This is a genomic window from Nocardia sp. NPDC005745 (genome assembly GCF_040630775.1).
Lineage (GTDB): Bacteria > Actinomycetota > Actinomycetes > Mycobacteriales > Mycobacteriaceae > Nocardia.
The window spans coordinates 1-26,731 of the sequence record NZ_JBEXYF010000021.1 but is presented as its reverse complement, the minus strand read 5'-3'; the positions used below and the strand labels follow the sequence as shown (position 1 = coordinate 26,731).

Here is a 26,731-nt window from a genome sequence, read left to right as displayed (position 1 = left end):
GGAGGCGTTCAGGCGACGTGGACTCGCACGCCGCCGGAGAGGACGAAGTCGTGCAGTTCCAAGTGGTCGGGGATGGCCGTCCGGGGCAGGTCGAAAACGAGCTGGGTGGTGGCGGACTGCCCGGGGCGCAGCTCGAAGGAGTAGCCGAGGCGCTGCTGGGTGTTCTGCCACATGGTGGCGGTGGCGTTGTGGTCGAAGGGCGTGTTCTGCGCGTCCAGCAGGCGTTGGCCCATCGGCAGGAACCATTTCGTCTCGTCGGAGATATTCCGCACGGCCAGCGTGACGATCAGGAACGAGCCCGTGGCCCGCTGCAATCCGACTCGCGCCACGCCCATGTCGACGTTCGTCACGACGAACTCGAATTTGCCGTCGCGCACGGGACTGCCCGCCGGTGCAACGGCGGCGGGATCGGACCCGCGGTCGTCCCCCGGTGGCCCGGGGTTCTCCACCGCCACCGCCGAGGGCGGCAAGGTGGGCGCGGGCGCGCCGGAATCACCGGCCCTGGTTCCCGCGGCGATCAACGCGACGCAGCCCGCCGCGAACGCGAACGGCGCGAGGAACACCACGATCAGCGCACCGATCATCTTCGAAAGGAGACTCCGGCGACGTCGCGGCCGACGACGCGGGACCGGGATGCCCGGGCGACGCTGCGCGACCGGCGGGGCCGGACGCTGCACCGCTGGGAAGACCTTTCGCGCAGGCGCACGATACGGCGACGCGACCGGGCCGGGCTTCGGGGACAGCACGCGAGCGAGCAGCCGTTCCTGCCAACCCGGTTGCGCGCCCCGGGCGGGTCCGGCGGGATACGATCCGCGCCCGGGGGCTGGATACGGCTGTCCTGCAACGGGATAACCGGCGGACGCGGGCGGACGCTGCGCACCGGCGTATCCGCGCGGTGACGAGCCGGGAGTCGGAACATGCTGAACCGGTGCAGGATTGGGCGTGACCGTCGACCAGTCGAGTTTGGTGGCCACAAGGGTCGGTGTAGGGCCCGGGTTCGGCAGGACTTCGGTCGGGGTAGGCGTTCGCCGTGGCCGCTCGGGATCCACGGATGCCGATACGGCTGCGGCGGCTTTCGAGTCCGTTCGCGGCGAAAGCGCAGCGGGATTTGCTGCACCATCGACTCCGGAGCGGTGTGAAGATCCCGGGGTCGGCACGGAATCCACACGGGTCAGCGGCTTCGTCGCCGGGCGATCCGATCCGGACGGTGGCACGGTTACCGGCTCCGGAGCGGACGCGCCGATCGCGGCGCGCGCGGCCGCGGCGAATTCTCCTGCGGTCGGGAATCTTTCGCTCGGCTCCTTGGCCAGACCGCGAGCGATGACGGCGTCCAGCGCGGCAGGGACGGCGGCGCACACCGAACCGGCGCGTGGGGGTGGCGCCATCAGGTGGGCATGCATCTGCTGCGCGGGATCCGTATCGCCGTAGAGCCGCGCACCAGTGAGGCATTCGTAGAGCACGCAGGCCAGCGAGTAGACGTCGGCGCGTCCGTCCGCCTTTCCGCTGAACCGTTCCGGCGCCATGTACGCGAGGGTGCCGATCGCCATGCCGGTGGTGGTCACGGCGGTCTGTCCGAGGCCGTGCGCGATGCCGAAGTCGATCAGATAGGTGAAGCCACTGGGATGCACGACGATGTTCGACGGTTTGACGTCGCGGTGCACCAGCCCGGCCCGGTGCGCCACATCGAGCGCGGCGGCGACGTGGCCGATGACGCCGATCGCGGCGGCCGGTGGCATCGGGCCCCCCGCCACCAGCTTGCCCGCCAGGTCGGCGCCCTCGACGAATTGCATGTCGATGTAGAGTCGGCCGTCGATCTCGCCGAATCGGTGGATCCGCGGCACGTGCGGGTCGCGCAACTGCGCCACGGCTTCGGCTTCCCGCTCGAACCGCTTGCGGTATCCGGGCGCGGCCGCGAGGTCGGCGGGCAGGAGTTTCAACGCCACCCGCCGCGCCGCCACCATGTCGTACGCCAGCCAGACCTGACCCATGCCGCCCTTGCCGAGCGGTCGCTCCAGCCGGTAACCCCCGAATCGCACCTCCCCCATCGCGAACCTCCAGTCACCGTTGACAGCTGGTCGACCCGGCCTCCACCTGCGGCGCGGAGAACGGAAATCAGCAGCTCACCGCGCCGATACCGAAGAACTGGCCTCTTTCGGAGCGTAACCGCACCCCGCGTCACGCACCACTGTGTGCTCGACGACAGTCCGGCGACGACCCGCCTACTTACCCGGCTTGGCCTTGGGCTTGCCGTTGCCGTGGCCGTTGCCCGGATTCGCGTGATCGGGCTTGCCCCGGCCGGGCTTATCGTTTGAGGCGGGTTGTCCGGACTGGTTCGAGTCGTCGACGTTCTCCGCGGCGACACCGCCCGCGGCCGGCGCTGCCGGAAGCCAGCTCGACCGGTCCGCCGCCAACGGAGTGCAGGTAAGCACGAGGCCGTCCACGGTGACGCTGTGCGCGTCCACCGCCGGGTCACACGGCTGACCCGCGCCGGGCAGGACCAGGATGGGCGCCGAGATGGGCACCGGCGCCCGCGTCGCCGGTACATGCGACGGCGGCGCGGACGGTTCCTGCTTCGGAGACGGGGCGGGAGCGGAGGCCGGTCCCGCGTCGGCCGCGTCCGGGCGCCCGAGCCACAACGACCCGGCGACCAGCGCGACGAGCGCCGCGAAAGCCACCAGCGCCAGACGTGATCCGGAAGACGTTCGCGCTCCGGGCGCGGCGCCGGTCCGGACGACCCCGCGCGGCGGCGGGAGCACGAAGGTCGGCACCGACGACGCGAGCTCGACCGTGGTGGCGTCCTGGCCCGTCAGGGCCGCGTACCCGGCCGAGGCCAGTTCCCCGGCGCTGGACCAGCGCAGGGCGGGGTCTTTCGCCATGCCGCGTGCGATCACCGCGTCCAGTGCGGGCGGCAAGGCCGGATTCAGCGCGGAGGCGAGCGGAGGGGTTTGCATCAAGTGGGCGCGCAACATGCGCGGCGGGTCGCCGTCGTCGAAGGGCCTTCGACCGGTGAGGCACTCGTACAGCACGCAGGCCAGCGAATACTGATCGGACTGGGGTACCGCCGACCCGTCGAACCGCTCCGGCGCCATGTAGGCCAGCGTGCCCACCACATTGCCGGTGGCGGTGATCGCGGGCTGGTCGCTGCGCTGCGCGGTGCCGAAGTCGATCAGGTAGGCGGTACCGTCGGGCGTCACCATGATGTTGGACGGCTTCACGTCGCGGTGCACCAGGCCCGCACGATGCGCGATGTCGAGCGCGCTGGCCGTCTGCACGACGATCTCGATCGCGCGCTCGGGTTCCAGCCGCCCCGCCCGCCGCAGTAACGCGGCCACATCGGAGCCTTCGATGAACTCCATATCGATGTACAGGCGACCGTCGAGTTCGCCGAACGAATGGATCGGCACCAGGTGCGGTCCGCGCACTTGCGCGGCGAGCCGAGCCTCCCTGGTGAATCGTTGCCTGAATTTGGGGTCCGCCGCGTACGCGGTGGTCAATACCTTCAATGCGACGGCACGGTCGGCGGTGGTGTCGTGCGCGAGCCAGACCTCGCCCATGCCGCCGCTGCCTAGCAGCCGATCGAGGCGGTAGTGGCCGAACCACAGCTCGCCCATGTCGTAGCACCTCCCGCTAGCCTCTTCCTCATGACCGAGCTACCCGAAATCCTCCTGGATACCGCGAAACGCGCAAAAACGGCGGCGCGGTCATCCGATCATGTCGCAACGAGGCCGATCGGCGCCGCCGAATTCGGCGGAGTGGTGACGGGCGCGCCGGTCGCCGCGGCGGGCTACGGGCGCGGCGCGACGGGCGAACGCTGATGGAGCCGATCGAGATCAACGCGGGCGCCTGGTATCTGCGCGCCTTGCGCGCCGACGACCGCATCGATGACCGCCCTGCCCTGGCCGAGGGCGGCATCACCGAACCGGACTACGTCGCCCGGCGCAGTGCGGGCTGGGCGGAGGAGACGCATTTCTCCTGGGCGGTCTGCGAACCGACCACGGCCGAGCTGGTGGCCGAGATCGGCGCGACGCCGACGGGTGAGGGCACCGCGGCGGTGACGGGGTGGGCGCGCCCGGGCTACGCAGCGGCCCTGGATGCCGGGCTGACCTCCGTCCGCAGTTTCGTCGAGGGGGGTTTGGGCCTGCGTCCGGTCACCCCCTGACCACTCGACGACCGGTGTGCTCGTGCCGGGTCAGCGCATCCCGCTGGTGTGCCCGTCGGGGCAACGGCCGGATGGTGAACGCGTGCGGACCTTACGTGCCAGAGGATTCCGGGTGATCCGACAGCACCGGAGCGGAGACGACGAGTGGGGCGCGCACCCCCGGTACATCCGCTGCCGGTTCGAGTGCCGCGCCTTCTCGGAGAGTGGTGACGGACATGGATGCCGAGCCCGAGAGGCTCTGGGATTCCGGCGCGCCCAGCACCGGAATACCCGGAGCCTCCCGTTCGCGGGCTATTCCAGGCCGGCCAGGACCCGGTCCAGGGCGTCGACGGCCTCGTCCAACTCGGCGCCGGTGACCGTCAGCGGAGGACGGAACCGGATGCCCCGCTCGCCGGTTCCGAGGATCAGCACCCGCTCCCGCTCGCGCAGCGCGGTGAGCACCTCGTCGCGCAGCCGGGACGACGAGAGCGTGATCGCGCACATCAGGCCGCGCCCGCGCGGCTCGCTGACATCGGTGTGCCGGGCGGCGAGCGCGCCCAGCCGTTCGAGCAGGTGCGCCCCCAGCGGCCGGGACCGTTCGATCAGTTCGTCCCGCTCCAGCACCTCCAGGATGCGCCTGCTGCGCACCATGTCGGCGAGGTTGCCGCCCCAGGTCGAGTTGAGCCGGGAGCTGACCGCGAACACGTTGTCGGGCACCTCGTCCACGCGGCCACCCGCCATGACGCCGCACACCTGGGTCCGCTTACCGAAAGCGACCACGTCCGGCGCCAGGCCGAGTTGCTGGTAGGCCCAGGCCGTTCCGGTCATGCCGACGCCGGTCTGCACCTCGTCCAGCACGAACAGCGCGTCGTGCTCGTGACACAGCTGCTGCACGGCTTGCAGGAACTGTGGGCGCAGATGCCGGTCACCGCCCTCACCCTGGATCGGCTCGGCGATGAAACACGCTATGTCGTGCGGGTTTTCCTCGAATGCCCGCCGCGCCTGCGCGAGCGCGCACGCCTCGGCCTCCTCGATGTCGAAGGCATCGGTGACGTAAGGGGACTTGATGCGCGGCCAGTCGAACTTCGGAAAGCGCGCGGTCTTCACCGGATCGGTGTTGGTGAGCGACATGGTGTACCCGCTGCGGCCGTGGAACGCGCCGGTCAGGTGCAGCACCTTGGCGCCGAGTTCCGCTGCGCGGCCCGTGGATTCGTTGTGCCTGCTCTTCCAGTCGAACGCGATCTTGAGGGCGTTCTCCACCGCGAGGGCGCCGCCGTCGATGAAGAACAGGTGCGGTAGCCGCGGATCGCCGAGCACCCGCACGAACGTCTCGACGAAGCGGGCCATCTCGACGGTGTAGATGTCGGAGTTGCTCGGCTTGTTCACCGCCGCGGCGGTGAGTTCGGCCAGGAACTGCGGGTCCTCGGCGAGGGCGGGGTGGTTCATGCCCAGCGCGTTGGAGGCGAAGAAACCGAACATGTCGAGGTAGGGGCTGCCGTCGCGTTCGTCGACGAGGCGGCAGCCACGGGAACGGTTGAGGTCGAGCACCAGGTCGAAGCCGTCGGCCAGGATGCTCGCCGACAAGATCTCATGGACCCGGGCGGCGGGGGTGACCGCCGGGCGGGTGCGTTCCAGTTCGATGGTCACGCCCTGAGGGTACGTAAAAATTTACGGAACCTCTATGACAATCCGTATTAATTACACAGAATCGCTACCTGTCATAGAATGTCTGCAAGATGATGGTGCTCCGGGTACGCACGTTGGCGGTGGCTCTGATCTCTTGGAGCAATTGCTCGAGGTGCCGCGGAGACGCCACACGCACCAGCAGGATGTAGCTTTCCTCCCCGGCCACCGAGTGGCACGCCTCGATGCCGGGGATGTGCTGCAACACCGCGGGCGCGTCATCGGGTTGCGACGGGTCGAGAGGAGTGATCGCGACGAATGCCGACAGCAGTTGACCGAGCGCTTCGGGATCGACGTGTGCGGTATACCCGCGGATCACACCGCGCGCCTCTAATCGGCGGACCCGGGACTGCACCGCGGACACCGACAGACTCGCCTTCTCGGCCAGGTTGGACAGAGTGGCCCGTCCATCGGCCATCAGTTCACGAATCAGCAGGCGATCGATGTCATCGAGTACGGGTCTTGCCGGTGTATCCGCCATCAGCGAAGGCTAACTCAGGCGGCCCGCCTCGTCTCCGGAACCTGACCTCCATCCTCCCACTCCATGGGACCAACACGCCGCGACGCGGCCGAAAGGTACGGCGGTACAACAGATGACCGAGGTACTCGACGCTCAGACCACCCGGCAACTCACCGTCCGCGCGGAGGCGGTGCTGCGCCGATTCGGTGCGCTGCCAGCGGAACCCGGCGATCTCCCCGCGCGCACTCCGATCACCGGAGGACAGCTGACCACCCTGCGGTCCACCCCGCCGGACGAGGTCGATGCCGCCATCGGCCGGGCCGCCACCGCCTTCCGGGGTTGGCGCGGCGTTCCCGCTCCCGTCCGGGCCGGCGTCGTGCGCAGGCTGGGGCAGCTGCTCACCACACACAAGAGCGACCTGGCCGAGCTGGTGACGCTGGAGGCGGGCAAGATCCCCGCCGAGGCCGCGGGCGAAGTGCAGGAGATGATCGACATCTGCGAATTCGCCGTCGGCCTGTCCCGGCAGCTGTACGGCCACACCATGCCCTCGGAACGTCCCGGCCACCGGTTGATGGAGACCTGGCATCCGCTCGGCGTGGTCGGGGTGATCTCGGCGTTCAACTTCCCGGTCGCGGTCTGGGCGTGGAACACGGCGATCGCGCTGGTCTGCGGCGATACCGTGGTCTGGAAACCATCGGAGACGACGCCGCTGACGGCGCTGGCCTGTCACGCCCTGCTCCGGCGCGCGACCGGCGAGGTCGGCGCGGATCCCGAGATCCATCAACTGATCCAGGGCGGGAGCCAGGCGGGCTCCCGGCTCGTCGACGACGGCCGGGTCGCGCTGGTGAGCGCCACCGGGTCGGTGCGGATGGGCCGGTTGGTGGCGCCGCGGGTGGCCGAGCGGCTCGGGCGCTGCCTGCTGGAGCTGGGCGGCAACAACGGCGCGATCGTCACCGCGTCCGCTGATCTCGACCTCGCGGCGCGGGCCATCGTGTTCGCGGCGGCGGGCACGGCCGGGCAGCGGTGCACCACGCTGCGGCGGCTGATCGTGCACCGGGACGTGGCGGGCCCGCTCATGGACCGGCTGGAGCGGGCGTATCGGCAACTGCCGGTCGGCAACCCCTTCGACGACGGGGTGCTGGTCGGGCCGCTGATCGACGGCAAGGCCTACACCGGAATGCGCGCGGCGCTGGACAAGGCGGTGACCGACGGTGGTGAGCTGGTGTGCGGCGGCGAACGCGTCGATGGATTCGGCGAGGACGCCTACTACGTGCGGCCCGCCATCGTGCGCATGCCCGCCCAGACCGCGGTGGTGCGGGAGGAGACCTTCGCGCCGATCCTCTACGTGCTCACCTACGACGACTTCGATCGCGCGATCGCCCTGCACAACGAAGTGCCGCAGGGACTTTCGTCCGCGATCTTCACCACCGACCAGCGCGAGGCCGAACGTTTCCTCGCCGCCGACGGATCCGATTGCGGCATCGCGAATGTCAACATCGGCACCTCCGGCGCGGAGATCGGCGGCGCCTTCGGCGGTGAGAAGCAGACCGGCGGTGGACGCGAATCCGGCTCGGACTCTTGGAAGGCCTACATGCGCCGAGCCACCAACACCGTCAACTACTCCACCGAACTGCCCCTCGCCCAGGGCATCGAGTTCGGCTGAACCGCTCGCCGCACCCACTCCCACCAGGCGATTGGGTTGTTCGCACCACCCTGTGTAGTGTTGTCCTTACCCGACGCGGGGTGGAGCAGCTCGGTAGCTCGCTGGGCTCATAACCCAGAGGTCGCAGGTTCAAATCCTGTCCCCGCTACTACAGGCCCGGCTCAGACGGTTCACACCGTCTGAGCCGGGTTTTTTTCTTGCGGTAGCTGTTCGATGGCCGAATCCGTTTCCCAGTGCTGCGCACAGCGGCATGTATTCGCGCGAGTGTGCCTCGACGCCGATATTCTTCGATCTCGTCTTTCCGATCACCAGGTGATTCGTTCCGTCGAGAGTTCCACCAACGCCGTCGCGGTCCGCGACGCCCGTGGTCTGCCACGAACGCGAAGGAGAGCTGTGCAGCGCAGAGCGATGCTCAAGGGGTGTGCGGCGGCGATCGCCGTGCCGGTGTTCGCCACCGGCTGCGAGGTGCTGGACGGCAGCGCGAAAGCGGTGGACGAGTTGGCCTTCGATCCCGGCGCGTTCACGGTGGAGAGGAAGACCGTCGCCACCTTCGAGCGCGGCAAGAAGGTCACCTATCAGTTCTACGAGAGCGTTGTGTATGTGGCGAAGCCGGTGGACAAGGCCCATCAGAGCTTGAGCGTCAGCGTGCCCGTCGAGATCGACGGCGCGAGCGTCGACGCGAGCAAGGCTCCCATCCTCTTGACCAACTCAGTCGCGGGATACCTCGCGTCGGCGGTGACCAGCCGCGAACCGGACGACGGCGGCGATCGGACCAGGAACAGCGACCTCGCGCTGGCGGCGGGCTATGTCGTCGTGGCGTCCGGTATGCGCGGTCGTGACCTGGTGGCCCCGGACGGCACGTACTACGGCGTGGCGCCCGCCGCCATCGTGGATCTGAAGGCCGCGGTCCGGTACCTACGGCACAACTCCGGCCGCGTGCCGGGAGACACCGACCGGATCGTGGTCACCGGGGTCGGTGCGGGCGGCGCGCTGTGCGCGCTGCTCGCGGTGTCCGGGGACAGCCGGATGTACGACCGGTATCTCGCTGAACTCGGCGCGGCGGAGGCGAGTGATGTCGTCTTCGCCGCCGCCCCCTACTGCCCCGTCACCGATCTGGAACACGCCGACATGGCCTACGAGTGGAATTGGGGCGCGAACCCGCTGCGCTCCGGCGAACTCGACGCCGCGGCCTCGGGGGAGCTGAGCACGGCGTTCACGGACTATCAGGCTGCACTGGAACTACAGGGGAGGAACGGATTCGGACGCCTCACGGCCGGTAACTACGGAAACTACCTCGTGCGAACCTACCTCGAACCGGCGGCGACCGCGTACCTGACCAGGATGCCAAACGCCGACCGCTCCAGCTACCTGGCGGCCAACACATGGATCACCTGGGCGGGTGATCGGGCGAAGTTCACCTGGCCGGACTTTCTCACGCACGTCGGTGCGAGGAAGAAGGGCGTGCCCGCGTTCGACGCGTTCGACCTTTCCTCGAGCGAGAACAGCGAGTTCGGCGGGGGAACCGTCAAGGCCAGACACTTCACCCTGTTCAGCCTGCGGCACGCGACCGGTGATCCGGCCGCGCAAATCGACAGCGATCTGCCCGAGAAGATCAGCATGATGAACCCCATGTTCTTTCTCCGGCAGCGGAATGCCGGCCGGGCGAAGCACTGGTGGATCCGCGTCGGCACCAAGGACACCGATACATCGCTGGCGATCGTCGGCAATCTCGCCGCGAGCCTGGAGAATCTGGGCGCCGACGTGGACTCCGCGATGTACTGGGACGCCGGGCACGGCAGCAACGAAGACCCCGAGGATTTCATCGCGTGGATCGGCAAGGTGACCGGCTACTCCGGGTGAGGCGGCACACCGAGGTCCGGACGTTGGGATGGCGACCCGAGGCAGCGCCGTGTGCTCAGCCACCGGTGACTGCGGCTTACGGCACCGAGCTACCCGAATTTTTCCCGGCGACTGTGGCAGGAATCGGTGGTCGGTCGGGCATGCACCGCTAGCAGCGCGGCGCCTCTATACCGAGCTCACGCAGGCGTTCGGTGTAGAGCGCGACGTTGGCGAGCTTGATGTCCTCGTACCCGCGCACGACGTCGGCGAGAGCCGCTGCCCGCACGGCGCGGTCGTAGCCCGCTGGGTCCAACATCGCCCCCAAATCCGTCACCATCGCGGTGTAATGCGTGAGCAGCTCGCGTTCCACCCGTCGCACGTGCGCGTAACCGAACGGGTCGAACGCCGTGCCGCGCAGCCGCTTTCCCTTGGCCAGCAATCGGAGGGCGAAGTGACTGCCCGGCCGCATGCCGATCTTCTTCTTCCGTCCCAGCGCGCGCAGCACCGGCGGGTGCAGCCGGTAGGTGAGGTTCGCCCCCTCGGGGACCTGCGTGGCGACCTCGGCCAGGAAGGCCGGGTCGGTGAGCCGCCGCGCCACCTCGTACTCGTCTTTGTACGCGGTGAACTTGTACAGTCCGCGCGCCACCTGCTCGCTGAACTCGGTACGGTCGGTCACCCGGCGCTCGGCCGCCCAGATGCGTTGCACCGTGCGGACGTAGGCGCGTGCCACCGCCACGCTCTGGAAACCGATCAGCTCCACAGCCCGCAGCTCGACCAGGCGCCGGGTCTCTCCCGTCGCGGTCAATCCCTCGAACAGGTCCGCCGGTACCGCCACCGGGGCCGGTTCGGCCGCGCGGCGGGTGGTCGCGGCGGCGAACTCCGCCGGCCGTGCGATCGCCACCCGCCCCCAGCGGAACGCCGCGAGATTCGCCGCCACGGCCACTCCGTTGATCTCGATGGCCTCCTCGATCGCGGTACGCGGCAGCCGCAGGCCGCCGAGCTGGTAGGCGGCGCCGATCAGCAGGAAGTTCGCGGCGGCGGTGTCGCCGAAGAGGACCTCCGCGGCGGCCAGCGCGTCGAAGGACCGCACCGACCGCGAGACCTGCTCCAGCCGACGCAACAGCGCCGCCTCGTCGGGATAGGCGACCGACTTGTCGTAGACCATGTCGCCGGTCGGCGTCTTGCTGGTGGAGGCGACCGACACGGTCGTCGTGGCGCACCCGTAGGCCAAATTCTTGGTGTCGGTGGCGGCCAGCAGGTCGAAGGCCACGATGCAATCGGCCGAAGCGGGGGCGAGCCGGTTGGCGGGCTCCAGCGCGTCTACGGCGAAGCGCAGGTGCGACACCACGGGTCCGGCCTTCTGGCTCATGCCGATCTGGTCCAGGCTCGCCACCTCGTACCCGGCCCGCATCGCGGCGGTCGCCAGCACCTGGTTCACAGTGACGATGCCGGTGCCGCCGATGCCGGCGAGAAAGACGTTCTGCGTGGTCGTCGGCGGTTCGTGCGGCAGATCCGGCAGCCGCGGCGGCTGTGGCCGCCTGCTCGTGCCGCGCTCCTTCCGTTTCGCCGGATCGGGCAGCTCGACCGTGACGAACGAGGGGCAATCGCCGTTCAGGCAGCTGTAGTCGGTGTTGCAGGAGGTCTGGTCGATTCGGGTCTTGCGCCCGAACTCGGTGTCCACCGGCTGCACCGACAGGCAGTTGCTCTGGACGCCGCAATCACCGCAGCCTTCGCACACCGCTTCGTTGATCACCACCCGGGTGCGGCGCACCGGCAGAGCACCGCGCTTGCGCTGCCTCCGCGCGTCGGCAGCGCAGTGCTGGTCGTAGATCAGCACCGTGACGCCGGGGATCTCGCGCAGGGCGCGCTGCGCCTCGTCGAGGCGGTCCCGGTGCCACAGCAGGGTGCCGGGAGCCAGGTCGCGCTTGCGGTAACGCCCGGGTTCGTCGGCGCAGACGATGATCCTTCCGACGCCTTCGACGGCGAGCTTGTGGGTGAGCATCGGCACCGTGAGCGCGCCCTCGGCGTGCTGCGCGCCGGTCATCGCGACCACGTCGTTGTGCAGCAGCTTGAAGGTGATGTTCACACCCGCGGCGACGCACGCCTGCACGGCGAGCTGGCCGGAGTGGAAATACGTGCCGTCACCGATGTTCTGGAACAGATGCGGCACGTCGGTGAACGGGGCTTGGCCGATCCATTGCGCGCCCTCGCCGCCCATCTGGGTCAGCCCGGTGACCTTGCTGTCGGTCCGGCCGGACATGGTCACCAAGGTGTGACACCCGATGCCGCCGCCCGCCAGCGAGCCTTCCGGGACGGCCGTCGAACGGTTGTGCGGGCAACCGCTACAGAAGTAGGCGGCACGCTTGGCGGGCAGCACCGACAGCGACAGCGGCTGCGGCAGTGGACGTTTCAGCGCGAGATGTCCGTCGAGTAGGCGGCGCAGCGGTGCGGCGATGCGCCCGGAGGTGAGTTCGCCGTCGGCGCCGAACAGCGGGCGGCCCGCGTGGTCGCGCTTGCCGACGATCTCGGGCGCGCCCGCGGTGCCGTACAGGATGTCGCGGATCTGGGTCTCGACGAAGGAGGTCTTGTCCTCGACGACGATCAGCCGGGTGAGCCCGGTGGCGAACTCCCGGACGCGGTCGGGCGCGATCGGATACGGCATCCCGATGCGCAGCAGCCGGATTCCCGCGGCGTGCAGCGCGTCGTCGTCCGCGCCGAGGTCGAGCAACGCTTGGCGGACCGCGTCGAAGGTGGTCCCGGTGGCGGCGATGCCGATCGTGGCGTGGGACGGGTGGACCTCGATCACGTCCAGTCCGTTGCGTGTGCTGTAGGCGCGCACCAGCTCCCAGCGGGGACCGTAGAGATCCGCCTCGGCGAGCAGACTGTCGGCCGGAGCGGCCATCGGACGCTGCCGGTACTGGAAGGGCTTCCCCTCCCAGTCGATTTCCGGCACCACGAGATCGATGTCGCCCACCGAACCGTCGACGGTCCAGGCGCCGTCGGCGACATCGGCGACGATCTTCAGCGCCACCAGGCAGCCCGAGGCGCGCGACAGCGCCACCCCGTGCAGGCCCATGGTGATGATCTCGCGGGCGTTGCGCGGGAACAGCACGGGGATGTTCATCGCCGCCAGCGAGCGCTCGCTCACCGCGGGCACGGTGGACGACTTGGCCGCCGGGTCGTCGCCGACCAGCAGCAAGACGCCGCCGTGCGGATTCGCGCCGTACATGTTGGCGTGCCGCAGAGCGTCGGTCGCGCGGTCCAGACCGGGACCTTTGCCGTACCAGACACCCACAACGCCGTCATGGGTCGCGGCGCCCGCGGGCAGATCGGCCTGGCTGCCCCACACGGAGGTGGCGGCCAGTTCCTCGTTCAATCCCGGGACGAACGAGATGTCGTGCTCGGCGAGGACGTCCGGCATGCCAGCGAGCATCTTGTCGACGCCGCCGAGCGGGCTGCCCTGATACCCGGACACGAACGTCCCCACCCGCCGCCCGGCGCGCAGATCACGCACGTGCTGCTCGACCAGCTGCCGTGCGATGGCCTGGACGCCGGTGAGGACAACCGTCCCGGAGCCGACGCGGTAACGGTCGGCAAGGTCGTAGGGAGCTGCGATCAGATCGCGGTCGGCGAGCTCGGTCATACAGATCCACCCGTCCGCTCGGCGCCGGTCCGGCGGCCTCGCATCGTTGAGCACTTGTTGGCGATATCGTGTCCCTGAAGATCTGAACGCACAACCTCAACCTCAGTGACTGAGCATTCTGCTCAATTCTTAGACCTTCAGATGGGCACATCCTCAGCACACTGCCAGCTTCATGTGACGGTTAACACATCCACGGGTCCAGGCATTCGATCGTCTTCGGCGAGCCGAGCCGGTGCCGCCCCGCGTTTCCTCCGCCGTCCCCACGCCTACCTGTGTGAAGGTGGAAAGATGGCACTACTGAGGAGGGGCGCGGCGATCGTCGCCGCCTCGATGTTCGCGATGCTGACCGCGTGCGGGCAGCACGCGGACCCGGCCGCCCCCTCCACGCCGGAGCGAACCGCGGAAGCGGCGGCGGGAACGCGCGCCGATCCGGGTCCCCGGAGAATCGCGGGCGGCACGATGATCGTCGTCCCGCATGCCGCGGACCTGGAGCCCACGTCGGCGATGCCCTTCTCGGAGTACGACATCGAAGACGGGACGAACAAGCTCGCGATCCACATCCCGGGCCCGGTCGGCTGTCCGAGCATCGGATTCACCGCGCGCGTGGAAGAATCGGCCGATCGGGTGAGCGTGCGACTACTGCGCGGCCTGCATCGCGGCATGCCGCCGTGCCAGGGCGCCAACCCGGAGCAGAAGCGCGAATACGGCGTGGTCGTGGTCGACCTGCAACGCCCGCTGGGCGAACGGACGGTACTGAGCTTCGCATGAGCCGCGCGATAGGCCGATTCGATGCGCGGCCGGGCAGGCCGCTTCCTTTAGTGATCTTGCCGAATGACGGCCCAAGGGCTTTGTGACATGTCCGATTCACGCCTTCAGGTGCGCCGCCCCGACCGGTGGGGCGCTATCTTTCGCACGGATGGTGCCGCCTTCGCGGCTACCGGCGGTCCCGGAGTCGAAGGAGGTGCGGCCGTCCGTCATGATCGACTCAGGGTCGCTCCGGCGGCGGTTCCTTCTGCTCTGTCCCGCAGCGAACGTCCGCTGCGGTTTTTCGCGTAGTGCCGGTCCGTCCGAAGCACCGACGCCGCGGCGTGCCCGCGGGGAGGTGGGTCGGTGACGGCTGACTTTCGAAGGAAACCCGTGTACAGAGTTCCGTCCAGGATTGCGGTCTTGCTGGTGAGCCTCGTCTCGCTCGGCCTGCTCGGCCTGCCCGCAACGGCTCAGCCTCTTTATCCCACGCCCGATCCCGATCCCTTCTACACGGCGCCGCCCGACCTGGAGGCGCTCGCCCCCGGTGACGTCGTGCGCAGCCGCAGGATCGACACCGGTCTCTATGTCGGGACCGAGGGCTGGCAGGTGGCGTTCCGCTCCACCACTTCACAAGGCAAGCCCGTCATGGGCATCACTACGGTGCTGCTGCCCGCCGGGGTCAAGAATCCGCCGCTGGTCTCCTATCAGGCGCTGATCAATTCGCTCGGCACCCAGTGCAATCCGTCGCGCTCGCTGTTCAACGGCGAGTTGCAGGATGCGGTCGGTGCGATGCTGCCCATCGGACGCGGATGGGCGATCTCGCTGCCGGACTACCTCGGCCCCACCTCCGCCTACGGCGCCGCGCGCCTGGCGGGCATGATGACCCTCGACAGTGTGAAGGCCGTCCGCAAGGTCGCCGCTCTCGGCCTGTCCGACTCCCCCGTGGCCATCGCGGGTTACTCCGGCGGCGGCATGGCCACCTCGTGGGCCGCCGCGATGCAGCCCACCTACGCGCCGGACCTGAAGCTCACCGCCGCCGTAGCAGGCGGCATCCCCGCCGACCTCGAGGAAATGGCGATGGCGCTCGGCTTCGCGCCGCACCCCGGCTTCGGCCTCGCCTTCGCCGCCGCCATGGGACTGGAGCGGGAGTACCCGGACCGGCTGCCGATCTCGGATCAGCTGAACGAGAACGGTTTGTGGTTCCGCGAATTCACGCATGACGCCTGCCGCCGGTTCCTGCTCTTCCACGGCGCGTTCCGCAGCGCGGAGCAGATGGCGGCGTCCAAGAGTCTGATGGACAGTCCCGAGGCGCACGCCGTGCTGCGAGAGAACAGCCTGCGGTACTTCGATGGTGTGCCGACCGTACCTACCTACATTTGGCAGGGCCGCTTCGACGAGATGACCTTCTACAAACCCGTCGCCGAGGTCGCCGACCGGTACTGCAAGGCGGGTGCGCCGGTGAGTTTCCACACCGTCGACATCTCCGAGCATCTGACCGCGGCCGCCGCCGGATTCGCCGACGCGTGGAACTACGTGGAGGCCAGGTTCCGCGGCGAACCCGCACCGACCAACTGCTGAACCCAGACGACAAGCGGCCCGGGAGAGGTTCTCCCGGGCCGTTTGTCATCGGTCGGCCGATGGAGCACCCGTAGCCCGGATGGTCCCGCATGCCACCCTCGTTCGGGCATCAGGCGGTGAAGTGCAGCGTCCATTCCCCGCGGTAGTGCAGGCGGGTGACGCTGCCGGGCGGGATATCGATGCGCCAGAACGATTTCGGCGGGGCGTCCAACGTCACCAGCAGCGCGGCCCGTACCACCGCGGGGTGGGTGACCGCGATCGTGGACACCGACTGCGCGGCCACCTCGGCCATCCATAATCTGGTTCGTTCGATCACATCCAGCACGGATTCGCCGCCGTGCCCGCGGAACGCCGGGTCGGTGAGCCAGGCGTACAGCTCGTCCTGGGGTACCGACATCAGTTCGCCGCCGCGCCAGGCGCCCGCGTCCAGGTCGCGCAGCCGGTTGTCCTCCTCGCCCGGCAAACCCAGCAGCGCGGCGGTCTCCACCGTCCGGCGCTCCGGGCCGGTGAACACCCGCGCGGCCGTGAGCGGTCCGCACTCGGCCATCGCCCGCCTGCCCGCCTCGGTGAGCGATTCGTCCACCGGGAAGCGTGCCTTGCGCATCGCCTCGGTCATTCCGTGGCTCACCAGGTCGAGTCTGAGCACTTTCTGCACCTGTGGAAGCGTACGGCCCGGCGTCGGCGGCCGTTGTTCGATTGCTCGCGCTTCGCTCGCGAAACGGTACGGGCGTGCTTGTCGGTGTCCGGGTGCACACTGAAGCCATGGCCCAGTTCTCCCGCGCGACCCAGGAGTGGTTCGACGGCGCGTTCCCCGCGCCGACGTCCGCGCAACTCGGGGCGTGGAAGGCGATCGCGGCGGGCGAGCACACGTTGGTCGTCGCGCCGACCGGGTCGGGGAAGACGCTCTCGGCGTTCCTCTGGGCGATTGACCAGCTGGCGGCCCGGGAGCAGCGGCCGGAGCGGGCCGGCACCTCGGTGCTGTATGTGTCCCCGCTCAAGGCGCTCGCGGTGGACGTGGAACGCAATCTGCGGGCGCCGCTGGTCGGCGTCACGCAGACCGCCAAGCGCCTGGGACTGGAGCCGCCGGAGATCACCGTCGGCGTCCGTTCCGGCGACACCAGCGCCTCCGATCGGCGGTCCATGCTGCGCACTCCGCCGGACATCCTGATCACCACGCCGGAGTCGCTGTTCCTCATGCTGACCTCGGCGGCCCGCGACACGCTGCGCGACGTCGGCACGGTGATCGTGGACGAGGTGCACGCGATCGCCGGTTCCAAGCGCGGTTCGCACCTGGCGCTGTCCCTGGCCCGGCTCGACCTGCTGACCGAGCGGCCCGCCCAGCGCATCGGGCTGTCGGCGACGGTGCGGCCACCGGAGGAAGTCGGGCGGTTCCTGGTCGGCAACGCGCCGATCACCCTGGTCGCGCCCCCGGCGCCGAAGACGTTCGACCTGTCGGTGCGGGTGCCGGTAGCGGACATGACCGAACCGGGCGACTCCGACCAGCCGGGCTCGATCTGGCCGCACGTGGACGAGGCGATCGTCGAACTGGTGCTCGAGCACCGGTCCTCGATCGTCTTCGCGAACTCCCGCAGGCTCGCCGAGCGGCTCACCGCCCGGTTGAACGAGGCCTACGCGGCACGGCTCGGCGAACCGGTGGAGACCGAGCACAAGCCGCCCGCCCAGCTCGGCCCGTCCACCGAGGTGATCCACGGCGCCGGGCCCCTGCTGGCGCGGGCGCACCACGGGTCGGTCAGCAAGGAGCAGCGGGCGCTGATCGAAGACGATCTCAAGAGCGGGCGGCTGCGCTGCGTGGTCGCGACCAGCAGCCTGGAACTCGGCATCGACATGGGCGCGGTCGACCTGGTGGTCCAGGTGGAGGCCCCGCCCTCGGTGGCCAGCGGGTTGCAGCGGATCGGGCGGGCCGGGCATCAGGTCGGCGAGATCTCGCGCGGGGTGATCTTCCCGAAGCACCGCACCGACGTCATCCACTGCGCGGTGGCGTCGCAGCGGATGACATCCGGGCAGATCGAGGCGATCCAGATACCGGCGCACCCACTGGACATCCTGGCGCAGCAGACCGTGGCCGCGTGCGCGCTGGATTCGATTGATGTCGACGGGTGGTTCGACGTCGTGCGCAGCACCGGGAGTTACGCGGCGCTGCCGCGCTCGGCCTACGAGTCGGTGCTGGACCTGCTCTCCGGGCGGTATCCGTCCGACGAGTTCGCCGAGTTGCGTCCCCGGCTGGTCTGGGATCGCGACGCGGGCACGCTGACCGGGCGGCCCGGCGCGCAACGGCTGGCCGTCACCTCCGGCGGAGCGATCCCCGATCGCGGCATGTTCGCGGTGTACATGGTGGGTGAGAAGGCGTCCCGGGTCGGGGAACTCGACGAGGAGATGGTCTACGAGTCCCGGGTCGGTGACGTGTTCGCGCTCGGGGCGACGAGCTGGCGGATCGAGGAGATCACCTTCGATCGGGTACTGGTGACGCCCGCGTTCGGGCAGCCGGGGCGGTTGCCGTTCTGGCACGGTGACGGACTCGGGCGGCCCGCCGAACTCGGCGCGGCGCTCGGCGAGTTCGTCCGCACGGTGGCGCGGGAGCGCGTCGCCGAACCGGCCGGGCAGGCGAGCACAAGGAAAAGCTCGCGACGCGACGGCAGTGCGCCGAAAACGCCCCGTGCGCAGGAACAGCCGCGACCCGACGGGGCCGAGCCCGCCGTTGGACGCATGCGGGGCGAGTTCGCCGATCCGATGCCGGAGAGCGTCGCACGGCTCATGGGCTCCGCCGGTCTGGACGACAACGCGACCACGAATCTGCTCACCCTGCTGGACGAGCAGCGCACCGCGACCGGGCACCTGCCCACCGACCGCACGCTGGTGGTGGAGCGGTTCCGCGACGAACTCGGTGACTGGCGGCTGGTGCTGCACTCGCCCTACGGCCTCCCGGTGCACGCGCCGTGGGCGCTGGCCATCGGAGCGCGGCTGCGCGAACGGTTCGGCGTGGACGCCGCGCCGAACGCTTCCGACGACGGCATCGTCGTGCGGCTGCCCGACACCACCGACGATCCGCCCGGCGCCGAACTGTTCGTCTTCGACGCCGACGAGATCGACGACATCGTCACCGAGCAGGTAGGCGGATCGGCGCTGTTCGCCTCCCGGTTCCGCGAATGCGCCGCGCGGGCTTTGCTGCTGCCGCGGCGTGATCCGGGCAAGCGAGCCCCGCTGTGGCAGCAGCGGCAGCGCTCGGCCCAGTTGCTCGACGTGGCGCGCAAGTTCCCCGAGTTCCCGATCCTGTTGGAGACGGTGCGCGAATGCCTGCGCGACGTCTACGATCTGCCGTCGCTGCGCGACCTGCTCGGCCGGGTGGGGCGGCGCCAGATACGGCTGGTCGAGGTGGAGACGGCCACGCCGTCCCCGTTCGCCAACGCCCTGCTGTTCGACTACATCGGGCAGTTCATGTACGACGGTGACAGCCCGCTGGCCGAACGGCGCGCCGCCGCGCTCTCGCTCGATTCCGGGCTGCTCGCCGAACTGCTCGGCCGGGTCGAGCTGCGCGAACTGCTCGACGCCGCGGTCATCGAGCAGACCGAGCGGGAGCTGCAGCGGCTCACCCCGGAGCGGCACGCCCGGGACGCCGAGGGCCTGGCGGATCTGCTGCGCCTGCTCGGACCACTGACCGCCGCAGAGGCCGCAGAACGCTCCGACGAGGACCCCACCGGCTGGTTCGAGAGCCTGGTGGCCGCGCGCCGGGCCCTGGCTGTTTCCTTCGCGGGTCGCGGCTGGTGGGTCGCGGTGGAGGACGCGGCCCGGCTGCGGGACGCGCTCGGGGTTCCGCTGCCGATCGGCACGCCTGCGGCGTTCATCGAGCCGGTGGCCGATCCGCTCGGCGATCTGGTCGGCCGCTACGCCCGCACGCACGGCCCGTTCGGCACGGAGGCGGTGGCGGCCCGGTTCGGGCTGGGCACCGCGGTCGCCGCCGGCGCGCTGCAACGCCTGGCCGCCGAAAAACGGGTGGTGGAGGGTGAATTCACCCCCGGAGCAGCCGGGGCCGAATGGTGTGACGCGCAAGTGCTGCGCCGGCTGCGCCGCCGGTCGCTGGCCGCGGCGCGGCACGAGGTCGAGCCGGTCTCGACCGCCGCGTTCGGGCGCTTCCTCCCGTCCTGGCAGCACATCGGCAGCGGCGAGCTGCGCGGCGTCGACGGCGTGGCTGCCGTGGTGGAACAGCTCGCCGGCGTGCCGATTCCGGCCTCCGCCTGGGAATCGCTCATCCTGCCCGCGCGGGTGCCCGGTTACACCCCCGCCATGCTCGACGAACTCATGGCGACCGGCGAGGTGATCTGGTCCGGGCACGGCGCCATCACCGCCAAGGACGGCTGGATCGCCTTGCATCTGGCCGAGCAGGCGCCGTTCACCCTCGCACCGCCGGACGAACTCGATCCGACCGATGCCCAATCACGCCTGCTCAACGCCCTGGGCGCGACGTTCGTGCCATGGACACCGCCCAGCCCGGCGCATGACGTCCCGGATCGACCGCCGGTGTCGTTGGACGAGCCGGATCCGCCATCCGGCAGCGCGGGCGACGGTCGCGCGCACGGGCGATCCGGCGACACGGACGGTCACACCGGCGGCGGCACCGCACCGATCGGACACGGGACTGGAAACGGTCGGCCCCGGCCGGGCGACCCGGCATACGCGTCCGGTGCGGGGCATCCCGCCTCCGGCGCCCCCGCGGAACGACTGATCCCGGTGCCGCAGGGCGGCGGCGCGTACTTCTTCCGGCAGCTCTCGGACGCCACCGGTCTGCTCGATGACGCCGCGGTGGCCTCCGCACTGTGGGAATTGGTCTGGGCGGGCGTGGTTTCCGGTGACACTTTCGCTCCGGTGCGGGCGCTGCTGTCCGGCACGACTCGGACCACGACGGCCCACCGCACGCCCCGGCGCGCGCCGCGGGGCCGGGCCTACCTGCCCCGGCCGAGCATGCCGACCCGTTCCGGTCCGCCCTCGGTCGCCGGACGATGGTCGCTGCTGCCGGAGCGGGTGTCGGACAACACCGTGCGCGCGCACGCTACGGCGGATCTGCTTCTGGAGCGATACGGCGTGCTGACCAGGGGCTCGGTGCAGAGCGAGGGCGTACCGGGCGGGTTCGCGCTGATGTACCGCGTGCTCACCGAATTCGAGGATCGCGGCCGTTGCCGCCGCGGCTATTTCGTCGACTCGCTGGGCGGCGCCCAGTTCTCCACCACCGACGTGGTCGACCGGCTGCGTTCCTTCGACGCCGAACGCGCCCGTCCCGAATCCAGGCAACCGACCGGCACGGTGCTGGCGCTGGCCGCGTGCGATCCCGCGAATCCGTACGGCGCCGCGCTGGCCTGGCCGAAGAGCGACGTCGAGGGCGGGCATCGGCCCGGACGCAAAGCCGGGGCGCTGGTCGTACTCGTCGACGGCGAACTGGTCCTGTACCTGGAGCGGGGCGGCAAGACCCTGCTCACCTTCACCGAGGATCCCGACGCGCGCCGTGGCGCCGCAGGAGCGCTCGCCGACCTGGTCCGGCGCCGCCGGGTGGACGCGCTGGTCATCGACCGCGTCAACGGAGACACCGTGCACGGCAACACGTTCGCCGAATTCCTCACCGAAGCGGGTTTCTCCGCCACCCCGCGCGGTCTACGTCTGCGGAGCCGCCCGTGAACGCGCTCTCCGGCACCGACTCGAGGTTGCGGGAAGGCCCGCCCATGCGGGTTCGCGGAGGCGAGCGAGAAGGGTTCCGTCCGTCCAGCGGTGGGCGCGGTCCCGCGCCGGAGCTGCCCTATGCCTGAGGGTGACACCGTCTACCTGGCCGCCGAGCGGCTCCGCGCCGCATTGGCGGGAAAGGAATTGACCCGCAGCGATTTCCGGGTGCCGCGATACGCCACGGTCGATCTGCGCGGACAAGTGGTCGAGAGCGTCGGCAGTTACGGAAAACACCTGTTCATCCGCACGCCTACCGTGAGCATCCACACGCACCTGAAGATGGAGGGCAGCTGGCGCGTGTTCCACTGCGGACAGCGCTGGACCAGACCCAGGGTCGCCGCGCGGGTCGTGTTGAGCACCACGGATATCGAGGCCGTCGGCTTCTCGCTGGGCAAGGTCGATGTGGTGCGCGTGCGCGACGAGCACCGCATCGTCGACCACCTGGGGCCCGACCTGCTCGGTCCCGAGTGGGATGCGGCCGAAGCCGTCCGGCGACTGGAGCGATATCCCGATCAACCCATCGGCGTCGCCCTGCTGGACCAGCGCAATCTGGCCGGTATCGGCAACGTCTTCCGCAGCGAGGTCTGCTTCCTTCGCCGCGTCCATCCCGCGACCAGGGTCGGGGATGTCCCGGACCTGCTGGCCGTGGTCAACGAGGCACACCGCATCCTGACCGAAGCGGTCCGGAAGCCGCCGCGACGGCCGCTGGCCTACGGCCGCACGCACCGCCCGTGCCAGCGCTGCGGCACCCCGCTGGTCGCCGACCTGCTCGGTGACACCGCACCCGATTACGACCGCGTGGTGCAACGCGAACGGGGCATCTTCTTCTGCCCGCAATGCCAACCCGTCCCGAGTGAGCCCGGGGTGGCGTGAATAACCTTTCCGCCCTTGACGAGTCACCGCCCGCCACATAACTTACAACTTGTAAGTTATGACGGGAGAGCACCATGAGCGACCCACGGCGATACGTGGTGATCGGCGGCGGCCTGGCCGGGCTCGCGTCAGCGGTCTGGCTGGCGGAGGCGGGCAAGCAGGTCACCCTCCTGGAGCGCAGAGGACAGCTCGGCGGACGCACCCACGCCATGCGGGCCGAGGCGGTGGACGATCCGCCGGACAACGGCCAGCACGTGATCGCCAGTGGATACGACCACCTGTTCCGCTATCTCACCAGCGTCGGCACCCGGCAATACATCGCCTTTCCGCACGGTGCCACGCTGCGCTGGCCCGACGGTCGCAGCGTCACGATGCGCACCAAGGGAATCGCCGCTGCGCGCACGCTGTTCGGCGCGCATCCCGACGCGAATCCGCTGGAACGCGCGCGGGCCGCGGTCGCCACCCTCCGCCTCGGCTGGCAGTGCCTGAACCAGCCCGCCGACCTGCCCGACCTCACCACCGAGCAATGGTTCGACCGGGTCGGCATGCCCGCGAAAGCACGTGAGGCGCTGTGGGATTGGCTGGCGCTCGGTATCGCGGCCGAGCCGGTGCAGCAGGAGTCGGCGAAGGTGTTCGCCGATGTGATGGCCACCGGCATCCGGCTGGGCCTGCGGCACCGGCGAGCCGTCGGCATCGGCTACCCCACCACCGATCTGGACACGCTGTATGTCACCGGGGCGCTGCGCGTCTTCGAGAAGCACGATGTGCAGGTGCGCTACCGAGCCGTGGCCCGCCGCATTCACATCTCGGACGGGGAAGTCACCGGCGTCGCACTGTCCGACGGCACCACGATCCCGGCAGACGCGGTGGTCTGCGCGGTGCCCAACTCGAACATCGGGGGCCTGCTCGACGAACTGCCCGAGCACGCCGAGATCTACGCGGCCGCGGACAAACTGGGATACACGCCGATCGTCAGCACCAACCTCTACCTCGATCGCCCGCTGGGCACCACGGCCGAGTTCGAGGCCCTGATCGGCGGCACCGGCGTCATCGACGAGGTCTTCGATCGGCAGCGGATGACCGGACGCAGTACCGCGAAAGCCTGGCTGTATTGCCTGACCACCAGTGGCGCCTACGAACAGATCCACAAGAACAGCGACGAGATCGTCGACGAGCAAATGGCGCTGCTGCGCCGCTACTACCCGGCGGCGCGCGCGGCGAACGTCGTGCAGGCGCAGGTTGTCCGCATGCCGAAAGCCACCTTCTCGCAGGTGGTCGGCACCCACGCGTTGCGTCCGGAGCAACGGACCTCGGTGCCGGGCTTGGTGCTCGCGGGCGACTGGACCGCCACCGACTGGTCGGCGACGATGGAGAGCGCGGTGCAGAGTGCGGCGCGAGCGGTCGATCTTCTGCTCGAGCTACCGTCGACTGCGTGACCACGGATCGTTCCACGGCCGAGCGCGCGAGTACCGAGCCCGCGCGGCCGAAGCGCCGGATGTCCGCCGCCGACCGCCGTACCCAACTGCTGGACGTGGCGCGCGAGATCGTCGCCACCGAGGGCTTCGCCGCGGTGAGCATCGATCGGGTGGCGCGCGAGGCGCGGGTGGCCCGTGCGCTGGTATACCAGCAGTTCACCGATCTATCCGGACTGACGGCGGCACTGCTGGATCGCGAGTCGGCCATCGCGTTCGCCGGTGTGCGCAGCGTGGATTGGGACCACGGCGACGTGGACCGTGTCGGCCGTGGCATCCTCACCTACCTGCACGCCGCGCCGACCAGCTGGCGCATCATCCTCAGCCCGTTCGACGGCGGTCCGCCCGAACTGCGTGAGCGGCTCGCGCTCGGCCGCGCCTACGCCAGGGCGATCGGCGCGCGCCACCTGTCCCGATATCTCGGGGTCACCGTGGATCCGAACGGCCCGACGGAGCGAATCCTGTTGGCCGCCATGGAGGAACTGGCCCGCCTGCACCTCATCGACCCGATCGGGTACCCGGACGAACTGGTGCTGCGCTATCTGCGCTCCCTGGTCGACTGGGCGATGCGGATGGAAGCGCCCGTCGGCGAGAACTGATCGCACTCCGGGGTGCGACCGTCCACCGGGTATACCGGTGGTCTCACCCTTCGGATGGCACCGGCTCCAGGATCTCGGGGCGCGGCTCCGGGGCAGCGATCCGGAGGGCATCGGCGGAGGCGTCGTCCGGTTGGTTCTGCGAGTGGACCTCCGCGTCGACCCGCGCCTGATAGGTCTGGACCTCTCGGTCGATCTCCTCGTCGTCCCAGCCCAGGATGGGCGCGATCAGCTGGGCCACCTGCTCGGCACAATTGGCCCCGCGATGCGGATACTCGATCGAGATCCTGGTCCGCCTGGCCAACACGTCGTCCAGGTGCAGGGCGCCCTCGGCCGCCGCCGCGTAGACCGCCTCCACCTGTAGATAGGATGGCGCGTCCGTTATCGGCTGGAGGAGTTCGGGTTTGTCGGCGGCGAAGGCCATGACCTCCTCGATGAGCGACCCGTACCGGTCCAGCAGGTGCTTGATCCGGTACGGATGCACGCCGAAGGTCTCGGCCAGCTGCACGGTCTGGTTGACCAGCGCGAAATACCCGTCGGCGCCGAGCAGCGGCACCTTCGCGGTGACCGACGGCGAGACCCGGGCCGGAATGTCCTCAGCCACTTCGTCCACCGCGTCGTAGGCCATCACGCGATAGGTGGTGTACTTGCCGCCCGCGATGCCGACCAGACCGGGTGCGACCCGGGCGACCGCGTGCTCGCGCGACAGCTTGGACGTCTCGTCGCTCTCCCCCGCCAGCAACGGGCGCAGCCCGGCGTACACGCCGTCGATGTCGTCGGGGGTGAGCGGCGTGACCAGCACCTCGTTCACCCGCTCCAGCAAGTAGTCGATATCGGCCTTGGTCGCGGCCGGATGGGCCAGGTCGAGATTCCAGTCCGTGTCGGTGGTGCCGATGATCCAGTGCGCACCCCACGGGATGACGAACAGCACCGAAGTCGCGGTGCGCAGGATGATCGCGGTGTCGCTGACGATCCGGTCCCTTGGCACCACGATGTGCACGCCTTTCGAAGCCCGCACGTGGAACCGGCCCCGCTGGTGCGACAGGGCTTGCACTTCGTCGGTCCACACGCCGGTCGCGTTGATCACCACATGCCCACGAACCTCGCCGGTACGCCCGTCCTCGGTGTCGCGCACCTTCACGCCGACCACCCGGTCCGCCTCACGCAGGAACCCGACCACCTGGGTGGACGTCCGGATCACCGCGCCGTAGTGCGCGGCCGTGCGCGCCACCATCATGGTGTGGCGCGCGTCGTCGACGACCGTGTCGTAGTAAGCCACACCGCCGATCAGCGAGTCGCGCCGCAACCCCGGCGCCAGCCGCAGAGCGCCCGCGCGGGTCAGATGCTGTTGACCCGGTACCGATTTGGCGCCGCCCATGCTGTCGTAGAGGACCAGGCCGGCGGCCACATACGGCCGCTCCCACACCCGGTGGGTCAGCGGGTACAGGAACCGCAGCGGCTTCACCAGGTGCGGCGCCAGGGTGGACAGCGTGAGCTCACGTTCCCGCAGCGCCTCGCGCACCAATCCGAACTCCAGCTGTTCCAGATATCGCAGCCCGCCGTGGAACATCTTCGACGACCGGCTGGAAGTGCCCGACCCGAGATCGCGGGCTTCGACCAAGGCGACCTGCAACCCCCTCGTCGCCGCGTCCAACGCGATGCCGGCCCCCACCACGCCACCGCCGACGACCACCACATCGAAATGATCCTTGCCGAAGCGCTCCCAGGCCACCCTGCGCTGCTCCGGCCCGAGGGCCTGCGAATCCGGTTTCTTGGCCATGCTCGACTCCTCCAGCCGACGCGGATGTGTCCGATCGAGCGTTCAGGTCCAGGCTAGGCGAACCGCCACGGATCGAGCGCCCGCGCCCCGGTTCGTGTCGCCCCGGCCTACTCGCCGGTAACAAGACCCACCCTAGTCGAGCGGCGAGTTGTCCCCCACCGCCCGGTGAGGCAGCCCACACCGCGCCGCGCTCACCGCCTTCTCGAGTCAGCCGCCGCAAGTCGCGTGCACCATTGCCATGCGCTGAGCAGGCGCCGTTCGCGGCCGGGCTCGCGTTCCACTGGCGGTCGTATAGGCGCCGAAGAAACAGGCAGCGGTCACGCCCGAGACGATAGCCGGCCACAACGAACCGAGTGCGCGATATCCAGGGCCCATGCCCCGACGCGCCCAGCGCACCCCAACTCCCGGTTTCGAGCGAAGCGAGACCGAGCATCCGCCGTTCGCGGCCCGGCTCGCGTTTGCGCGGCCGCCGCGTAGGCGACAAAGCCGATGCCGCCGCCACCGCCGCGCTGGGACGCATGCATTTCGTGCACCG

17 protein-coding genes and 1 tRNA gene are annotated in these 26,731 nt (G+C 69.7%); 11 read left to right on the top strand and 7 right to left on the bottom strand.

The features are described from left to right. Positions 1–8: 8 nt before the first annotated feature. Together ABZ420_RS22160 and ABZ420_RS22155 are read right to left on the bottom strand one after the other, a co-directional pair. On the bottom strand, positions 9–2,045 hold the full coding sequence (locus ABZ420_RS22160; RefSeq protein WP_357125733.1) for a protein kinase: 2,037 nt from the start codon (positions 2,043–2,045) through the stop codon (positions 9–11). A gap of 174 nt (positions 2,046–2,219) precedes the next feature. Further along, positions 2,220–3,611, bottom strand: coding sequence for a protein kinase (locus tag ABZ420_RS22155; RefSeq protein ID WP_357125730.1), 1,392 nt, complete (start codon positions 3,609–3,611; stop codon positions 2,220–2,222). A gap of 30 nt (positions 3,612–3,641) precedes the next feature. On the opposite strand from ABZ420_RS22155, the gene ABZ420_RS22150 reads away from it, so the two are divergent. Both ABZ420_RS22150 and ABZ420_RS22145 read left to right on the top strand, forming a co-directional pair. After that, positions 3,642–3,815 (top strand): hypothetical protein, encoded by a 174-nt coding sequence (locus ABZ420_RS22150; RefSeq protein ID WP_357125728.1) that lies wholly within the window; start codon positions 3,642–3,644, stop codon positions 3,813–3,815. Continuing rightward, positions 3,815–4,159, top strand: coding sequence for a hypothetical protein (locus ABZ420_RS22145; protein WP_357125726.1), 345 nt, complete (start codon positions 3,815–3,817; stop codon positions 4,157–4,159). The genes ABZ420_RS22150 and ABZ420_RS22145 overlap by 1 nt, the downstream gene beginning before the upstream one ends. 291 nt (positions 4,160–4,450) lie before the next feature. Here ABZ420_RS22145 and lat read toward each other — a convergent pair whose 3' ends face one another. Together lat and ABZ420_RS22135 are read right to left on the bottom strand one after the other, a co-directional pair. Then, complete coding sequence (lat, locus tag ABZ420_RS22140; RefSeq protein ID WP_357125724.1) at positions 4,451–5,785, bottom strand: L-lysine 6-transaminase; 1,335 nt, start codon at positions 5,783–5,785, stop codon at positions 4,451–4,453. A gap of 64 nt (positions 5,786–5,849) precedes the next feature. Continuing rightward, positions 5,850–6,302 (bottom strand): Lrp/AsnC family transcriptional regulator, encoded by a 453-nt coding sequence (locus ABZ420_RS22135; RefSeq protein ID WP_039796222.1) that lies wholly within the window; start codon positions 6,300–6,302, stop codon positions 5,850–5,852. Between the two features lie 112 nt (positions 6,303–6,414). On the opposite strand from ABZ420_RS22135, the gene ABZ420_RS22130 reads away from it, so the two are divergent. From ABZ420_RS22130 to ABZ420_RS22120, 3 genes are all read left to right on the top strand, one after another. After that, the gene (locus ABZ420_RS22130) at positions 6,415–7,944 is read left to right on the top strand and encodes an aldehyde dehydrogenase family protein (protein WP_357125722.1); all 1,530 of its coding nucleotides are present in this window, start codon (positions 6,415–6,417) and stop codon (positions 7,942–7,944) included. A 74-nt stretch (positions 7,945–8,018) separates the two neighbouring features. Beyond that, positions 8,019–8,092: transfer RNA gene (locus ABZ420_RS22125), tRNA-Met, on the top strand. 245 nt (positions 8,093–8,337) lie between these two features. After that, positions 8,338–9,804 carry a subtype B tannase gene (locus ABZ420_RS22120; protein WP_357125719.1) on the top strand — a complete coding sequence of 489 codons (1,467 nt, stop codon included), beginning with the start codon at positions 8,338–8,340 and terminating at the stop codon, positions 9,802–9,804. Positions 9,805–9,952: 148 nt separating this feature from the next. Here the strand turns inward: ABZ420_RS22120 and ABZ420_RS22115 are convergent, their stop codons facing one another. Then, entirely contained in the window at positions 9,953–13,426 is a 3,474-nt protein-coding gene (locus ABZ420_RS22115; RefSeq protein ID WP_357125716.1) for an indolepyruvate ferredoxin oxidoreductase family protein, read from the bottom strand. Positions 13,427–13,714: 288 nt separating this feature from the next. Here ABZ420_RS22115 and ABZ420_RS22110 point away from each other — a divergent pair, with 288 nt between their 5' ends. Both ABZ420_RS22110 and ABZ420_RS22105 read left to right on the top strand, forming a co-directional pair. Further along, entirely contained in the window at positions 13,715–14,194 is a 480-nt protein-coding gene (locus ABZ420_RS22110; RefSeq protein WP_357125713.1) for a hypothetical protein, read from the top strand. Between the two features lie 402 nt (positions 14,195–14,596). Continuing rightward, positions 14,597–15,751: a lipase family protein gene (locus ABZ420_RS22105; RefSeq protein ID WP_357125971.1), complete on the top strand. Its 1,155-nt coding sequence runs from the start codon at positions 14,597–14,599 to the stop codon at positions 15,749–15,751. Between the two features lie 109 nt (positions 15,752–15,860). Here ABZ420_RS22105 and ABZ420_RS22100 read toward each other — a convergent pair whose 3' ends face one another. After that, entirely contained in the window at positions 15,861–16,406 is a 546-nt protein-coding gene (locus tag ABZ420_RS22100) for a histidine phosphatase family protein (RefSeq protein ID WP_040865068.1), read from the bottom strand. A 107-nt stretch (positions 16,407–16,513) separates the two neighbouring features. Here ABZ420_RS22100 and ABZ420_RS22095 point away from each other — a divergent pair, with 107 nt between their 5' ends. The 4 genes from ABZ420_RS22095 to ABZ420_RS22080 all read left to right on the top strand — a co-directional run bounded on the left by ABZ420_RS22095 (position 16,514) and on the right by ABZ420_RS22080 (position 24,419). Then, complete coding sequence (locus tag ABZ420_RS22095; protein WP_357125710.1) at positions 16,514–21,433, top strand: ATP-dependent helicase; 4,920 nt, start codon at positions 16,514–16,516, stop codon at positions 21,431–21,433. Positions 21,434–21,553: 120 nt separating this feature from the next. Continuing rightward, the gene (locus ABZ420_RS22090; protein WP_357125707.1) at positions 21,554–22,348 is read left to right on the top strand and encodes a DNA-formamidopyrimidine glycosylase family protein; all 795 of its coding nucleotides are present in this window, start codon (positions 21,554–21,556) and stop codon (positions 22,346–22,348) included. A 74-nt stretch (positions 22,349–22,422) separates the two neighbouring features. Further along, positions 22,423–23,784, top strand: a complete 1,362-nt coding sequence (gene hpnE / locus ABZ420_RS22085) for a hydroxysqualene dehydroxylase HpnE (RefSeq protein WP_357125704.1) — start codon at positions 22,423–22,425, stop codon at positions 23,782–23,784. A 59-nt stretch (positions 23,785–23,843) separates the two neighbouring features. Continuing rightward, positions 23,844–24,419 carry a helix-turn-helix domain-containing protein gene (locus ABZ420_RS22080; RefSeq protein WP_357125968.1) on the top strand — a complete coding sequence of 192 codons (576 nt, stop codon included), beginning with the start codon at positions 23,844–23,846 and terminating at the stop codon, positions 24,417–24,419. 43 nt (positions 24,420–24,462) lie between these two features. On the opposite strand, the gene ABZ420_RS22075 is transcribed toward ABZ420_RS22080, so the two are convergent. Further along, positions 24,463–26,196: a glycerol-3-phosphate dehydrogenase/oxidase gene (locus tag ABZ420_RS22075; RefSeq protein WP_357125701.1), complete on the bottom strand. Its 1,734-nt coding sequence runs from the start codon at positions 26,194–26,196 to the stop codon at positions 24,463–24,465. Positions 26,197–26,731: the final 535 nt, after the last annotated feature.